Below are 15820 nucleotides of genomic sequence, written 5' to 3'. Positions count from 1 at the left end.
TGGTGGGGTGGCACGACGACTTTACTCCTGCTCGTGTCGTCGCCTGAACTGGCGGGCCGCACCCGCCCCGACGGCGACGAGCGCCGCGCCGAAGACCGCGAAGACGATCAGCGGCAGGCCGGTCGAGCGCATCGACTCGACCGTCGGGAGCAGCGCACGGAGGGGATGGTCGCCGTCGCTCTGCGGCGTCGGCACCGGCGCGGGCTCGACCGGGGCCACCGCACCGGCGCTCGGCGCGGGGGCGTCGGCCCGTCGGTGCACCCGGATCCACTCGGCGAGGTCGCCCATCGGGTTCGCCGTGACGGGCGCGACGGTGCGCTGGACGGCGGCGGCCGCGTCGACGAGGCCGTACCCGTAGAGCGGGTCGGGCTGCGAGGCGCCCCTCGGGTCGGCCGTCGAGACGACCCTGTTGATCACGTCGGCCGCGCCGAGCTCGGGGTGCGCGCTCCGCACGAGGGCGACCATGCCGGCGACGAGGGGCGTCGCGCCGCTGGTGCCGCTCCAGCTGTAGTGCACGTCGCCCGGGCCGACGCCGACGAGCTTCTCGCTGGGGGCCGAGACGCCGATGGTGATGCCCTGGCTGGAGGCGTCGAAGCTCGCCGCGCCCGACCGGTCGACGCCGGCGACGGTGAGCACGCCCGGCATCGTGGCGGGCGCGCCGACCTCGGTCGTGCCGCTGCCGCGGTTGCCCGCCGCCGCGACCACGACGACGTCCTCCTCCTGCGCGTGCAGGAACGCCTCGTCCCAGCTCGTGGGCCAGTCGAGGGTGTTGCGGGTCAGGGACATGTTGATCACGTCGGCGCCGTGGTCGACGGCCCAGGTGACGGCGTCGGCGATCTGCTGGTCGGAGTCGACCGCGCCGGCACCGAAGCCCACCGAGATCGACAGGAGGTCGGCCTCGGGCGCGACGCCGATCACGCCGTCGCCGGTCGCCGTGCCTCGTCCCGCGAGCAGGGAGCCGACGAGGGTCCCGTGGGCTGGGTCGTCGGAGCCGACCGGGCTCTGACCGTCGGCGGAGCCCTGCCCGGACATGTCCGTGCCCCCGACGACGGCACCCTGCAGCTCGCGGACGGAGCCGTCGACGCCCGTATCGATCACGGCGACCGTGACGCCCGCGCCGCGCGTCGTCTGCCACGCCTGCTGCACCCCGTAGTCGGACAGCCAGTACTGCGCGTCGCGGATGCTGTCGGCGGACGCCGCCGCGGCGGGCGCGAGCGTGAGACCCGCGGCCGTCGCCACCACGAGCACGCTCGTCGCCAGCGCCCTGGTCGCCGCGCGCCCCCCGGTGCGGCGCACCTGCGTCAGCCTGCCTCGGGCGGAGCGGAGGAGGCGGCGGTCACGCCGCCCGCACCGGTCGCCGCGCTCGGAGCGGTCCCGTCGGCCGCCGCCGCCTCGTCGCCCGCCTCGCCCAGGTAGTCGCCACAGCGGCACACGTCGGGGCTCCAGCTCGAGCGCTCGACGGCGAGGTCGCCGAGCGGGTTGACGCCCGGCCCCGCCGAGAGGGCGTGCCCGGCGAGGGCGTGCAGGCACTTGACGCGCTCGGGCATGCCCCCGGCGGTCACGTGCGCGATCTCGGCCACGTGCTCGATGCCCTCGCGGTCGGCGAGGTAGGCGTCGTGGGCGTCGTGGTAGCGCCTCCTGAGGTCGTCGTCCGCGGCGAGCAGCTCGGTCAGCTCGGCCATGACGCCGTTCGCCTCGAGGGTCGAGATCGCGGCGGTGGCCCCCGGGTGGCACAGGTAGTAGAGCGTCGGGAACGGAGTGCCGTCGCCGAGGCGCGGCTTCGTCGCGACGACGGTCGGGTTGCCGCAGACGCAGCGTGCGGGGATGCCGATCACGTCGCGGGCGGGGCGACCGAGCATCGCGGTGACGAGCTGGACGTCGCGCTCGCTGACGGGCTCGAAGGGAGGGGTCGTCACGGCGTGCCGCCTGTCGTGGAGGACGGCAGGGGCGCGCCGCCGATGTCGGGCGCGACCAGCTCGGTCGCGGGTTCGTCGCTGAGGCCGGCGTCGATCACGGACGACATCATCGCGGCGACCCAGTCGACCTGCGGGGTCTGGAGCGTGTCGCTGATGGGCGCCTGCGACGGCGACGACGCGTCGGCGTCCGCACCCATCACGAGGTAGCTGTACTCGCCGGGGTACACGTAGAGCAGCCGGTCCCGGGCCTGGGCCTCGATGTACGCGGGGTCGCTCCACCGCGCGACGTCGCCCTGGAGGTCGTCGACGTCGTCGCGCTGGTCGCGCACGTCCTGCTGGAGGGACGCGATCTGCTGCTGCTGCTGGACCAGGGTGCGGAGCGACGGCGCGAGCACGACCACGAACAGCACGAGGATGACGAGCATCAGCAGGCTGAAGCCGGAGAAGCGGATGCTGCGGAGCCAGCCGCCCGCGGCGGTCTCGCGCGACGCGAAGGCGACGGGCACGCGTCGGGTCGGGGACTCACGGGGCATGCTCCCGAGGGTAGACGACCCGCGAGGGGGCAGGGTCACGGAACGCCGAGAGGCCCGCTCCCCAGGGGGAACGGGCCTCGGTGCGGGGACCACGTCGAGGACGTGGGCCCCGTCGGGCACGGCTCTGTGGCGCTACGCCGAGAAGCGCGGGAACGCCGAGTAGCCGGCGTAGCGGGCTGCGTCGCCCAGCTCCTCCTCGATGCGGAGCAGCTGGTTGTACTTCGCGACGCGCTCGCTGCGGGCGGGGGCGCCCGTCTTGATCTGGCCCGCGTCGGTCGCGACGGCGAGGTCGGCGATCGTCGTGTCCTCGGTCTCGCCGGAGCGGTGCGACAGCACGGTCGTGTAGCCGCTGCGCTGCGCGAGCGAGACGGCGTCGAGCGACTCGGTCAGCGTGCCGATCTGGTTGACCTTGACGAGGATCGAGTTCGCGGCGCCGGCGGCGATGCCGCGGGCGAGGCGCTCGGGGTTCGTCACGAACAGGTCGTCGCCCACGATCTGCGTCTTCGAGCCGATCTCGCTCGTCAGGTGGGCCCAGCCCTCCCAGTCGTCCTCGTCGAGGGGGTCCTCGATGGTGACGAGCGGGTAGGCCGACACGAGGTCGGCGTAGTAGCCGGCGAGGAACGCGGAGTCGCGCTTCTCGCCCTCGAACGTGTACGAGCCGTCGGCGTAGAACTCGCTGGAGGCGACGTCGAGGCCGAGCGCGATGTCCTTGCCGGGGGTGAAGCCGGCCTTGGTGATCGCCTCGACCAGCAGGTCGAGCGCGGCACGGTTGCTCTCGAGGTCCGGCGCGAAGCCGCCCTCGTCGCCGAGGCCCGTCGACAGGCCCTTCGACTTCAGCTCGCTCTTGAGCGCGTGGTAGGTCTCGGCACCCCAGCGGAGGGCGTCCGCGAACGACGTCGCGCCGATCGGCAGGATCATGAACTCCTGGATGTCGACGTTGCTGTCAGCGTGCGAGCCGCCGTTGATGACGTTGAGCATCGGCACGGGCAGGGTGTGCGCGTTCGGGCCGCCGAGGTAGCGGAACAGCGGCAGGTCGGCCGAGTCGGCCGCGGCGCGGGCGACGGCGAGCGAGACGCCGAGGATGGCGTTCGCGCCGAGGCGCGACTTGTTCTCGGTGCCGTCGAGCTCGATCATGGCGGCGTCGACGAGGCGCTGGTCGGTCGCGTCCATGCCCTCGACCTCGGGGCCGATCTCGTCGATCACGGCGGCGACGGCCTTGAGGACGCCCTTGCCGAGGTAGCGGCTCTCGTCGCCGTCGCGCAGCTCGTAGGCCTCGAAGGCCCCGGTCGATGCGCCCGAGGGGACGGCCGCGCGCGACACGGTCCCGTCGTCGAGCAGGACCTCGACCTCGACCGTCGGGTTGCCCCGCGAGTCGAGGATCTCGCGTGCGCCTACTGCGTCGATTTCTGCCACGGATGAACTCCTTAGTCGTCGGTGTGCGTGCGGGGCACGCGGTCGTGTCGATCCTAGCCGCGCGGACCGGCGCCGAGCAGGGCGGGGTCAGCCCAGGGACCGCACCTCGAGGTCGTCCGGGGCTTCTCCCCCGCGCACCGCGACGAAGCGCCGGAACCCGGCCGCCGCGAGGGCGTCGAGCTGGCCCCCGACGTTCTTGGCGCGCTTCTGCAACCGGACCCGCGCCTCCCCGCGGGACACCAGCGCCTTCTGCAGGGCGAGCAGCTCGACCGGGGCGACCGCCTTGTCGTAGAGGACGACGAGGCCGTCGTCGTCGGCGTCGTCGAGCTCGACGAGGTCGACGATCCGCTCGAAGCCGAGCGAGAAGCCCGCGGCCGGCACGTCCGTGCCGAGGAACCGCCCGATCATGCCGTCGTAGCGACCGCCCCCGCCGAGGGAGTACGAGAAGTCGGGGTGCGCCACCTCGAAGATCGTGCCCGTGTAGTAGCCCATGCCCCGCACCAGTGTCGGGTCGAAGACGAGCCTCGCCTCGGGCAGTGCCGCCCGGAGCGCCAGCAGGTCGCCGAACGCCCCCTGGTCGAGCCACGCAGGAGGCGGGGAGGCGGTCGCCGAGTCCCAGGTCGCGTCGCCGAGCTGGGCCAGCTGGTCGGCGATGCCCGGCGCCTCGACGCCGATCGACACGAGCTGGGCCGCGACGCCCTCGACGCCGATCTTGTCGAGCTTGTCGATCTCGAGGAGCGCACGGTCGTGCAGCTCGGCGGGAACGCCCCAGTGCGACAGCATCCCGAGGAGCACGCGACGGTCGTTGACCCTGATCGTGGTGCCGTCGAGGCCGAGGGCGGCCAGGACGGCGGTGGTGGCCGAGATCAGCTCGATCTCGGCGAGCTGGCCGGCCTCGCCCAGGATGTCGATGTCGCACTGGACGAACTGGCGGTAGCGCCCCTTCTGCGGCTTCTCGGCCCGCCAGACCGGCGCGATCTGCACGCTGCGGAAGACGGTGGGCAGCTCGGCTCGGTGCGAGGCGTAGAAGCGGGCCAGCGGCACCGTGAGGTCGAAGCGCAGGCCGAGGTCGGCGAGCTCGAGGGCGGACGAGGCCGCCCGCAGCGCCTCGTCGTCGAGACCACGTCGGAGCACCGCGAAGACCTGCTTCTCGTTGTCGCCCCCGAGGCCCGAGAAGAGGTACTCGCTCGACTCGACGACGGGAGTCTCGATCTCGTCGAAGCCGTGCGCCCGGTAGACGTCGCGGACCACGGAGAGGACCCGCTCGCGGCGGCGCTTGTCGGCGGGCAGGAAGTCTCTCATCCCGCGCGGCGGGGTCACGTGTGACGGCATCCGACCATCATCCCAGAGCCGACGGGAGGACGATGGCGGGCACCCCTTGCCCGTATGTGACATTGCATGTACTGTCGAGGCGTCGGCGGAGCGAATCGGGTTGCGCACCGCCGACCTGGCGCCCGCCTTCCCTGCGGTGGGGCGTCGCGACGGACCAGGCGTGCCGCCCGGTCCGTCATCCCATCCCCAGCCCCCGAGGGCTGTCGTCAGCCCCGCGAGGGCCGTCGTCAGCGCCGTGCGAGGGCGACGAAATCGGCACGGGCCGTCGCCGCGACGGCGGACGCGCGCTCGACGTCGCCCGAGAGGACGGAGTCGAGCTGCGCCGCCCAGAGCACGGCCGCCAGCCGCTGCGCAGCCCGCTCGGCGTCCGCGACGGGGACGCCGCGGGCGGTGAGCCACGGGGCGAGGTGCGCGGGCCAGCGCTCGGGGGCCCGGCGAGCAGCACCCTGCTCGTCGCCGGCGACGACCTCGAGGAGGGCCGCCTCCGTCTCGAGGCGTCGGAGGTCACGACCCCGATCGTCGACGGCCGCCGCCCAGGCGCGCGCCAGGTGCGCCTCGAACGCGGCCTCGTCGAGCGGCTCCACCTCGACGGCCAGGACGTCGTCCTCCCGCGCCACGATCGCGCGGACGATCTCGGCGACGAGCTCTGCCCGGTTGCCGAAGTGGTAGACGAAGACGTACGTGCTGACCCCGAGGGACTCGGCGAGGGTGCGGAACGACACCGTCGCGAGCGACCGCCCCCGGAGGTGCTCGACGATCTGGCCGAGGAGCTCGGGCTTGCGCGTGAGATCCGGCTTGCGGGGCATCGACGGCGCTCCTCCAGGAGCCGGTCGACTCCGCCCTGCGCGGCCCGACCAGGCGTACCGGACAGTAACAGACCCGATCTGCCCGCCTAGGTGGCCCGACCACGGGGATGCCTCGCCCCCCGATTGACATGTCACCCGACAGGGGCTACATTCGGGGAATCGTCACGGTGCTCGCCCTGGACTGATCCCCAGGAGGAACGAGCGTCATGACGATGGTGTGCTCTGTCGTCGATTCGTCGCGAGACGCCCGTGTCTTCCCAGGCGCGTGGGTCTCCCGTCCCGACCGGACCACGCGCGGGCGCCTCCCTGTTCGGGTCAGGGAGGCGCCCCTCCCCGACGGGTCCGACGGGTCCGATCGGTCCGACCGCTGCGACGGGTCCGACCGCTGCGACGGGTCCGACCGGTCAGTCGTCGTCGCGGCGTGGTTCCGCGGCCCGCAACAGGGTCTCGCGCTCCCGCACGGCTCGGCGCAGTGCCCGCTCGGCGTCGAGGCCGTCCCGGCCAGCCCTGTCCACGACGTCGAGCAGGTCACGCCCCCAGGCGAGCTCGGCATCGGCGGCGTCCGCGTCAGCACCGGCTTCGTCGTCGGCCCCGGCGTCGGCACCCGCAGCTCGCCTGACCGCCGGAGGGGCCCCGGCGGCTACGCGTCTGCCCTCCAGCTTCTGAGCGCGGGAGAGCGCCGGCAGCCCACGTGGCACGCCGTCGTAGACGCTCGACCGGCTCGCCTTCTCGACGGCCTTCGCGGCGCTCCAGAGGCGGACGATGTCGTCCACGTCGGCCGCGTCCTCTCCGCCGAACACGTGCGGGTGCCGACGCACGGTCTTGAGCCGGACGTCGCGCACGACGTCGGCCAGGTCGAAGGCACCGTCGGAGGCGCGGGCCGCGATCGCCGCGTGCAGGACCACTTGGTAGAGCACGTCGCCGAGCTCCTCGCGACGATCGTCGACCGTGCCGTCCTCGATCGCCTCGACCAGCTCCGCGCACTCCTCCACCAGGTAGGTGACGAGCGACTCGTGCGTCTGCGCGCGGTTCCACTCGCAGCCGCCCTGGTCGGCGAGCAGGGCCTCGACCACGTCGGAGAGCTCTCTGACCTCGGCCTCGAGTCCTGTGTCGCCGTGCACCGCTCCTCCTCGTCTGACCGCCGGGGTCGTCGTGGACGGGCGGCCGAGAGGGCCGCCCGTCGGGTCAGGCCGTGGGGGCGACGCCGTCGACGGCGGGCCGCGGCACGTCCGCGCCGTAGATCGAGGTCATCAGCTGCTCGACCCAGAGGATGAGCTCGGCGTCGACCAGCCCCTCCCCGTGCCGCACCGGCAGGGGGACGCTGACCGAGTTCGTCTGGCCGAACCACCGAGCCCCCGGGTAGAGGCGCTGCAGGCGCACCTGCATGCTGTCCGCCAGGTCGGCGCCGGCGACGCGCAGGTTGCTGCCCATGACGACGACCTCGCTGAGCCCGGCCTTCTGCGCCGCTCGCCGGAGGCGGGAGACCTCGATCAGCGCGAGCACCGAGGCCGGCGGCGTCCCGTAGCGGTCGGTGAGCTCGTCGAGCACCGAGTCGATCTGGTCGTCGCTCGAGGTCGGGGCGCTGGCCGTCGAGAGCTTCTGGTACGCCTCGAGCCGGAGGCGCTCGCTCTCGACGTACTCGTCGGGGATGTGGGCGTCGACGGGCAGCTCGAGCCGCAGCTCGGTCTGCCCCTCGGCCACGTCGCCGCGGAACGCGCCGACCGCCTCGCCGATCATCCGGAGGTAGAGGTCGAAGCCGACGCCCGCGATGTGGCCCGACTGCTCGCCGCCGAGCAGGTTGCCGGCACCGCGGATCTCCAGGTCCTTCAGGGCCACCTGCATGCCGGCGCCGAGCTCGTTGTTGGCGGCGATCGTCTCCAGCCTGTCCTGTGCGGTCTCGCTGAGGGGCTTGTCCGGGTCGTAGAGGAAGTAGGCGTAGCCGCGCTCACGGCCGCGACCGACTCGACCCCGGAGCTGGTGGAGCTGGCTGAGGCCGTACTTGTCGGCCCGGTCGATGATCAGGGTGTTCGCGTTGGCGATGTCGAGGCCGGTCTCGATGATGGTCGTCGAGACGAGCACGTCGAACTTGCGCTCCCAGAAGTCGACCATGACCTGCTCGAGGGTGGACTCGGCCATCTGGCCGTGGGCCACCGCGACCCGCGCCTCCGGCACGAGCTCGGCGATCTCGGCGGCGACCCGGTTGATGCTCGAGACGCGGTTGTGCACGTAGAAGACCTGGCCCTCGCGCAGCAGCTCTCGTCGGATCGCCGCGGCCTTCTGCCGTTCGCCCTCGGGCCCCACGAAGGTGAGGATCGGGTGCCGGTCCTCCGGAGGCGTCGCGAGGGTCGACATCTCGCGGATGCCGGTCACGGCCATCTCGAGCGACCGGGGGATGGGCGTCGCGGACATGGCGAGGATGTCGACGTTGGTCTTGAGCTTCTTCAGGGCGTCCTTGTGCTCGACGCCGAACCGCTGTTCTTCGTCGATGATCACCAGCCCCACGTCTTTGTAGGCGATGCCCTCGCTCAGGAGGCGGTGGGTGCCGATGACCATGTCGACCGTGCCGTCGCCGAGCCCCTTGATGGTCTCCTTGCTCTCCTTCGCGGACTGGAAGCGGCTGAGGCTCCGCAGGTGCACGGGGAACCCGGCGAAGCGCTCGCTGAACGTGTCGAAGTGCTGCTTGACGAGCAGCGTCGTCGGCACGAGCATCACGACCTGCTTGCCGTCCTGGATCGCCTTGAACGCGGCCCGCACGGCCACCTCGGTCTTGCCGTAGCCGACGTCGCCCGAGAGCAGGCGGTCCATCGGGATCGGCCGTTCCATGTCGGCCTTGATCTCGTCGATCGTCGTGAGCTGGTCGGGCGTCTCGGCGAACGGGAAGGCCTCCTCGAGCTCGCGCTGCCATGGGGTGTCGGGCGGGAACGCGTGCCCCTTCGACGCCATCCGCGCCGAGTACAGCTTGACGAGCTCGACCGCGATGTCGCGGACGGCCCGGCGGGCCTTGCTCTTCGCCGAGGCCCAGTCGCTGCCGCCCATCTTGCTGAGCGAGGGTGCCTCGCCGCCGACGTAGCGGCTGAGCAGGTCGAGCTGGTCGGTGGGCACGTAGAGCTTGTCGCCGGGGTAGCCGCGCTTGGAGGGCGCGTACTCGAGCACGAGGTACTCGCGGCTGTTCTTGACGGCGTTGCGGCCGCCGGAGGAGACCTCGCGACTGGTCAGCTCGAGGAACTTGCCGATGCCGTGGGTCTGGTGCACCACGACGTCGCCCGGCTTGAGCTGCAGCGGGTCGACGACGTTCTTGCGGCGGCTCGCGAGCTTCTTGACCTGGCGGGAGTCGTAGTTCGCCGACCGGCCGTAGAAGTCGCTCTCGCCGAGGACGGCGATCTTGGCGGACGGCAGCTCGAAGCCGGCCTCGACTCCCCCGGCGACGAGGTGCACGACGCCCTGCTCGAGCTCGTCGGGCAGCGCGTCGACGAGGCGCGCGGCGACGCCCTGCTCGGACAGCACGTCGCGGGCACGCTCGACGAGCCCGGTGCCCCGTGCGGTGACCACGACGCTCCAGCCGTCCTGCACGCGGCCGACGACGTGGTCGAGCGCGCCCTCGGCGTGCCCGCTGAAGCTCGGCACGGGTGCGGCCTCGACACGGACGTAGTCGCCTGCCGCCTGGACCGCCTCGTCGTCGGTGAGCACCTCGCCCGAGTCGAAGCCGCTGAACGTGAACCACGCGCGGTCGCCGGCCGCCGCCCGCAGGTCGCGGAGCGCGAGGAAGTCGCCGGCGTCGAGGTCGATCGGGGCGGCGGCCCCGGCGGTCGCGGCGTTCCACGCCGCGGACAGGAACTCGCGGTTCGTCTCGGCGAGGCTCTTGGCCCGCGACTGCACGCGCTCGGGCGAGAGCACGGCGACGGAGGCGCCCGCCGGCAGGTAGTGGGTGAGCGGGACGAGACGGTCGACCAGGGCCGGCGCCAGCGACTCCATCCCCTCGACCGGGATGCCCTCGGCGATCTTGGCGAGCATCTGGGCGAGGCCCGGGAACTCGTGCTGCATCTCGCGGGCACGCTGGCGCACGGGCGCGGTGAGCAGCATCTCGCGGCTCGGCGGCAGCTCGACCGTGCTCACGACGCCCTCGAGGCTGCGCTGGTCGGCCACCGAGAAGGTGCGGAGCTGATCGACCTCGTCGCCGAAGAAGTCGACGCGCACCGGGTGCTCGGCCGTCGGCGGGAACACGTCGAGGATGCCGCCGCGCACCGCGAACTCGCCGCGCCGGGTGACCATGTCGACGCGCGCGTACGCGAGGTCGACGAGCCGCACGGCGATCGCGGAGAGGTCGTGGCCGCGGTCGCCGACGGTCAGCACGACCGGGTCGATGTCGGCGAGGTTGTCGGAGACGGGCTGCAGGGCCGCGCGGACGCCCGCGACGACGACGAGCGGACGCACGCCGGGAGCCGCGTCGCCGGTCGAGCCCGCGGCGGCGGCCGCAGTCGCGGCCTCGGCCGACCAGGCGGCGAGGCGACGGAGCGCGTGGATGCGCTTGCCCACGGTCTCGGCGCTCGGGCTGAGGCGCTCGTGCGGCAGGGTCTCCCACGCGGGGAACTCGATGACCTCGGCGCCCGGCACGTAGCTGGCGAGGGACAGGCGGACGGCCTCGGACTCGCGACCGGTGGCGGTGACCACGAGCATGGCCTGGGGCCCGGCGCGCCTGGCGAGCAGCCCCGCGAGGAGCGGCACGCGCAGGCCGTCGACCACCGAGAAGTCGGTGCTGCGCTCGGCCCGGTCGAGGGCGGAGGAGTACGTGGAGGCGCGCGACAGCGCCTTGATCAAGCCCGCGAGTATCACCGGACAAGGCTACTCGGCACAGCCGACAGTGCGCCGGTCGGCGGTGCCCCGCCCCGGTGCGAGCGGAGCAGCAGGTCGCGGGCGAGCAGGGCCCCGGTCAGGCCTTCGCGGTGTGGAACTTGAGCTGCGCCGCGGTGAGGCCGTCGGCGACGATCATCTCGACCGCGTCGGCGGCGTCGCCGAGCAGCAGCGGGAGGTCCTTGCGCTCGGTCGACGAGAAGGCCTTGAGCACGTAGTCGGCGGCGGGCTGCCGGCCGGGCGGACGACCGATGCCGACGCGCACGCGCAGGAACTCGTTCGAGCCGGTGGCGGCGATGATGTCGCGCAGCCCGTTGTGGCCGCCGTGTCCGCCGCCCTGCTTGAGCTTGATGGAGTCGAAGTCGATGTCGAGCTCGTCGTGCACGACGATCAGCCGCGACACGTCGAGGTCGTAGTACTTCAGCAGCGCGGCGACGGGCCCGCCCGACAGGTTCATGAAGCTGCGGGGAGCGGCGAGGACGAAGCGGGGGCCGCCCGGCTGGGGGCGGCCCTCCGCGACGCTCGCGTTGGTGCGGTGGTTCTTAAAGCTCGCCGACAGGCGGTGCGCCAGCTCGGCGAGCACCATCTGTCCGACGTTGTGCCGGGTGCCGGCGTAGTCGGGCCCGGGGTTGCCGAGCCCGACCACGAGCCACTGCGAGTCGTCCACGGGATGGTCCTCCTCGGGAGACACGCGGGGCTGTCAGGCGGTCGGCGTCGCAGACGACGCCGTGGTGCGGTGGTGCGGTGGTGCGGTGGTGCTGGTGGTGCTGGTGGTGCGGGTGCTCGGACCGGTCGTTACTCGGAGCGCTCTTCGTCCTCGATCGAGGGCACGTCGCCCTCGGCCTCGGCGGCCTCGCCCGACTCGTCGTCGACGGCGTCGGTGGTGAGGTCGAGCTGCGGGACGGAGACGCTCGTGATGAGCACCTCGGCGTCGGTGACGAGCGAGGCGCCCTCGGGGAGGACGACGTCGGAGGCGTGCACCTGCGCGCCGTCCTCGAGGCCCTCGATCGAGACGACGACCGACTGCGGGATCGCGGTGGCCGAGACCTCGAGCGTGATGGCGTTGAGCTCGACGACGTGGATCGTGCCAGGAGCGGACTCGCCCTCGATGTGCACGGGGACGTCGACCTCGACCTTCTCGCCCTGGCGGACGACGATGAGGTCGATGTGCTCGATGACCTGCTTGACCGGGTCGCGCTGGATGTCCTTGACGAGGGCGAGCTGCTGGGCGCCCTCGATGTCGAGGGTGATGAGCGCGTTCGAGCGACGCGTGATGAGCATCGTCTCGTGGCCGGGCAGCGTGACGTGCTGGGGGTCGGTGCCGTGGCCGTAGATGACCGCGGGGATCTGGTCGTTCGCGCGGATCTTGCGGGCCGCGCCCTTGCCGAAGCTGGTGCGGACGAGAGCGGACAGGGTGTTGTCGTCAGCCATGGATGTCTCCGTTTCTGCGGGCCTGGCGGCCCGGGATGTGTGGGTCGATGTCAACTCGAACGCAGATCGCGTGAGGAGGGACCTCGCAGCCGTGGGGACGATGTCACGAGACCGAGTGCCTGCCTACCGCGTCGATAACGGGTGCCGGAGCACCCCTCGCCGAAGTCGACACCCAGGCTACAGGCCACCCGGGCGTGTCGCCAACCCCGGCGCCGTCACGGGTCGTCAGCGTCCCGTGCCGACGGACGTCAGCGTCCGTCGAGACGAGCCAGCGCCTCCGCGACGATCTCGTCGGGACCCGCGGACACGTCGACGCCGAAGCCCGGCTCGTCGTCGCCGAGCGGCTCGAGGGTCGCGAACTGCGACTCCATCAGCCCGGGCGGCATGAAGTGCCCCTTGCGTGCCTTCTGCCGCTCGGCGACGAGCTCGCGCACGCCGGTGAGGTGCACGAACCGGAGGCGCGGGTCGCCGCCGCGGAGCACGTCCCGGTAGCGGCGCTTCAGTGCCGAGCAGGCGACGACCACGCCGTCCTCCCCGGCGTCGCGGATGCGCTGCGCGACGATCTCGAGCCAGGGCGCACGGTCGTCGTCGTCGAGCGCGTGGCCGGCGGCCATCTTGTCGCGGTTGGCCTGAGGGTGGAGGTCGTCGGCGTCGACGAAGGGGACGCCGGCCGTCCGCGCGAGGAGCTCGCCGACGGTGGACTTGCCGGAGCCGGACACCCCCATCACGACGACGGGCGGGATCGGGGCGGGCAGCTGGGTCTCAGGCACGGGGACCTCTCGGTGTCGGGGACGGCGGCGTCCGGACCAGCGTAGACGCGCCTCCTCGTGTCGTCCGCGCCCCGGAGGGCACCGACGGTGCCTGTCGGGGGCGCAGGACGGAGGAATAGTGTGCGGGGGTCATCGACCGCAAGGAGGCACCGTGACCGACCACGGAGAACAGTCCACCCCCACCGCCCAGGCGAACATCGGAGTCGTCGGCCTGGCCGTCATGGGATCGAACCTGGCCCGCAACCTCGCCAGCCGCGAGGGCAACACCGTCGCCGTCTACAACCGCTCCCCCGGGCGCACGGACACCCTGATGGACGAGCACGGCGACGCCGGCTTCGTCGCCTCGAAGTCGATCGAGGACTTCGCCGCGTCGCTGCAGAAGCCGCGCACCGCGATCATCATGGTCCAGGCCGGCAAGGGCACCGACGCCGTCATCGACCAGCTCGCCGACCTCTTCGAGGAGGGCGACATCATCGTCGACGGCGGCAACGCGAACTTCCAGGACACGAGGAGGCGCGAGGCAGCCCTGAAGGAGCGCGGGCTGAACTTCGTCGGCGCCGGCATCTCCGGGGGCGAGGAGGGCGCCCTCAAGGGCCCGTCGATCATGCCCGGCGGCTCGAAGGAGGCGTACGAGACCCTCGGCCCGATCCTCGCGTCGATCGCCGCGGTCGCCGAGGGCGAGCCGTGCGTCACGCACATCGGCTCCGACGGCGCGGGCCACTTCGTCAAGATGATCCACAACGGCATCGAGTACGCCGACATGCAGCTCATCGCCGAGTCGTACGACCTGCTCCGCCGCGTCGGCGGGCACGAGCCGGCCGACATCGCCGCCGTGTTCGAGGAGTGGAACAAGGGCGAGCTGGAGTCGTACCTGATCGAGATCACCGCCGAGGTGCTGCGCCAGGTCGACTCCAAGACCGGCGGACCGCTGGTCGACTCGATCGTCGACGCAGCCGGCTCGAAGGGGACCGGCGTCTGGACCGTGCAGAACAGCGTCGGCCTGGGCGTGCCCGTCGGCGGCATCGCCGAGGCCGTCTTCGCCCGGGCCGTCTCGTCGAAGCCCGACCAGCGCGCCGCGGTGCAGGCGACCCTGCAGGGTCGCCCCGAGGTGCAGGAGGCGGGCGACGGCTTCGAGGACGACGTGCAGAAGGCGCTCTACGCCTCGAAGATCGTGGCCTACGCCCAGGGCTTCGACGCGATCATCGCGGGCGCGCTCGAGTACGACTGGGACATCGACAAGGGCGCCGTGGCGAAGATCTGGCGCGGCGGCTGCATCATCCGTGCGCAGTTCCTCAACCGCATCGTCGAGGCGTACGAGAAGGACAGCACCATCGCGACGCTGCTCGAGGACGACTACTTCGCCGCCGCCGTCCGCGACGGCGAGCAGGCCTGGCGCCGCATCGTCGCCAAGGCGGCCCTGTCGGGCATCCCCGTGCCCGGGTTCGCGTCGGCGCTGTCGTACTACGACTCGCTCGCGTCGGAGCGCCTCCCCGCCGCCCTCATCCAGGGCCAGCGCGACTTCTTCGGCGCGCACACCTACGAGCGGGTCGGCGAGGACGGCGTGTTCCACACGCTGTGGTCGGGCGACCGCTCGGAGATCGAGACGGAGCCGTCGACGCACTGAGACGGTGACATCGAGGCGTCTAGACGACCGGGCGTCGACAGGCAGAACGGCCGTGGCCGGGTCCAACCCGGTCACGGCCGTTCTGTTCGCGCAGGTGCCGCGGTGCTCGGGGCGCCATCGGCTGTGCCGTCTGGTTCGACGGGTCGGCTACGCCGCCCCGTCGAACATCGACGTGACCGAGCCGTTGTCGAAGACCTCGTGGATCGCGCGGGCGATCAGCGGGGCGATCGGCAGGATCTCGAGCTTGTCGAACTTCTGGTGGTCGGTCAGCGGCAGGGTGTCCGTGACGACGACCGAGTCGATGAAGTCGCTGCTCAGGATCTCGGGAGCCGGGTCGCTGAAGACCGCGTGGGTGGCGGCGACGACGACGCCGATCGCGCCGGCGGCCTTGAGCGCCTCGGCGGCCTTGACGATGGTGCGGCCCGTGTCGATCAGGTCGTCGACGAGCAGGCAGACGCGACCCTCCACCTCGCCGACGATCTCGTGCACCGTGACCTGGTTCGGCACCAGGGGGTCGCGGCGCTTGTGGATGATGGCGAGGGGCGCGTCGAGCTTCTCGCTCCAGATGTCGGCGACGCGGACGCGGCCCATGTCGGGCGACACCACGGTCAGTGTGCTGTTGTCGAGCTTGGTGCGGAAGTGCTCGAGCAGCACCGGCATGGCGAAGAGGTGGTCGACCGGGCCGTCGAAGAAGCCCTGGATCTGCGGGGCGTGCAGGTCGACGCTCATGATGCGGTGGGCACCCGCGGCCTTGAACAGGTCGGCGACGAGACGGGCCGAGATCGGCTCGCGACCGCGCCCCTTCTTGTCCTGGCGGGCGTACGGGTAGAACGGCGCGACCACCGTGATGCGCTTCGCCGAGGCGCGCTTGAGGGCGTCGACCATGATGAGCTGCTCCACGAGCCACTCGTTGATCGGGGCCGAGTGCGACTGGATGACGAACGCGTCGGCGCCGCGGACGCTCTCGTCGTAGCGCGCGTAGAGCTCGCCGTTGGCGAAGGTGCGGGCGTCGGTCGGGATCAGCTCGGAGCCGAGCTCCGACGCGATCTGGTTCGCCAGCTCGGGGTGCGCACGCCCCGAGACCAGAACGAGTCGGTTCTCGCCGGTGATCTTGATTCCGGACACGTCACTCGCTCTCCGGCCCCGG

13 protein-coding genes are annotated in these 15820 nt (G+C 72.2%); 1 reads left to right on the top strand and 12 read right to left on the bottom strand.

Annotated elements, in window-relative coordinates; all coding sequences use genetic code 11:
- Positions 1-21: 21 nt before the first annotated feature.
- The 11 genes from EDF20_RS09440 to EDF20_RS09385 all read right to left on the bottom strand — a co-directional run bounded on the left by EDF20_RS09440 (position 22) and on the right by EDF20_RS09385 (position 13049).
- A complete protein-coding gene (locus EDF20_RS09440) occupies positions 22-1248 on the bottom strand; it encodes a S8 family serine peptidase (RefSeq protein WP_243833460.1) in 1227 nt (408 codons plus the stop codon).
- 53 nt (positions 1249-1301) lie between these two features.
- Positions 1302-1916, bottom strand: coding sequence for a DUF501 domain-containing protein (locus EDF20_RS09435; protein WP_123548060.1), 615 nt, complete (start codon positions 1914-1916; stop codon positions 1302-1304).
- The gene (locus EDF20_RS09430) at positions 1913-2449 is read right to left on the bottom strand and encodes a septum formation initiator family protein (protein WP_123548059.1); all 537 of its coding nucleotides are present in this window, start codon (positions 2447-2449) and stop codon (positions 1913-1915) included. Before EDF20_RS09430 ends, EDF20_RS09435 begins: the two co-directional genes overlap by 4 nt.
- 132 nt (positions 2450-2581) lie before the next feature.
- Positions 2582-3862 carry a phosphopyruvate hydratase gene (gene eno, locus EDF20_RS09425; RefSeq protein WP_133738477.1) on the bottom strand — a complete coding sequence of 427 codons (1281 nt, stop codon included), beginning with the start codon at positions 3860-3862 and terminating at the stop codon, positions 2582-2584.
- Between the two features lie 87 nt (positions 3863-3949).
- Positions 3950-5194 (bottom strand): histidine--tRNA ligase, encoded by a 1245-nt coding sequence (hisS, locus tag EDF20_RS09420; RefSeq protein ID WP_133738476.1) that lies wholly within the window; start codon positions 5192-5194, stop codon positions 3950-3952.
- 227 nt (positions 5195-5421) lie between these two features.
- Positions 5422-6000, bottom strand: coding sequence for a TetR/AcrR family transcriptional regulator (locus tag EDF20_RS09415; protein ID WP_133738475.1), 579 nt, complete (start codon positions 5998-6000; stop codon positions 5422-5424).
- Between the two features lie 404 nt (positions 6001-6404).
- Complete coding sequence (locus EDF20_RS16145) at positions 6405-7121, bottom strand: MazG nucleotide pyrophosphohydrolase domain-containing protein (protein WP_123548055.1); 717 nt, start codon at positions 7119-7121, stop codon at positions 6405-6407.
- 64 nt (positions 7122-7185) lie between these two features.
- Complete coding sequence (gene mfd / locus EDF20_RS09400) at positions 7186-10830, bottom strand: transcription-repair coupling factor (RefSeq protein ID WP_133738474.1); 3645 nt, start codon at positions 10828-10830, stop codon at positions 7186-7188.
- A 97-nt stretch (positions 10831-10927) separates the two neighbouring features.
- Positions 10928-11515 carry an aminoacyl-tRNA hydrolase gene (pth, locus tag EDF20_RS09395; RefSeq protein WP_133738473.1) on the bottom strand — a complete coding sequence of 196 codons (588 nt, stop codon included), beginning with the start codon at positions 11513-11515 and terminating at the stop codon, positions 10928-10930.
- A 128-nt stretch (positions 11516-11643) separates the two neighbouring features.
- A complete protein-coding gene (locus EDF20_RS09390) occupies positions 11644-12279 on the bottom strand; it encodes a 50S ribosomal protein L25/general stress protein Ctc (RefSeq protein ID WP_133738472.1) in 636 nt (211 codons plus the stop codon).
- 248 nt (positions 12280-12527) lie between these two features.
- Positions 12528-13049 carry a gluconokinase gene (locus tag EDF20_RS09385; RefSeq protein WP_233569119.1) on the bottom strand — a complete coding sequence of 174 codons (522 nt, stop codon included), beginning with the start codon at positions 13047-13049 and terminating at the stop codon, positions 12528-12530.
- Positions 13050-13200: 151 nt separating this feature from the next.
- Here EDF20_RS09385 and gndA point away from each other — a divergent pair, with 151 nt between their 5' ends.
- Positions 13201-14673, top strand: coding sequence for an NADP-dependent phosphogluconate dehydrogenase (gndA, locus tag EDF20_RS09380; protein ID WP_255416191.1), 1473 nt, complete (start codon positions 13201-13203; stop codon positions 14671-14673).
- Between the two features lie 147 nt (positions 14674-14820).
- Here the strand turns inward: gndA and EDF20_RS09375 are convergent, their stop codons facing one another.
- Positions 14821-15798 (bottom strand): ribose-phosphate diphosphokinase, encoded by a 978-nt coding sequence (locus EDF20_RS09375; RefSeq protein WP_133738471.1) that lies wholly within the window; start codon positions 15796-15798, stop codon positions 14821-14823.
- Positions 15799-15820 lie beyond the last annotated feature (22 nt).

The sequence above is a fragment of the Frigoribacterium sp. PhB116 genome (assembly GCF_004364285.1).
GTDB lineage: Bacteria > Actinomycetota > Actinomycetes > Actinomycetales > Microbacteriaceae > Frigoribacterium.
This window is presented reverse-complemented; position numbering and strand designations above follow the sequence as displayed.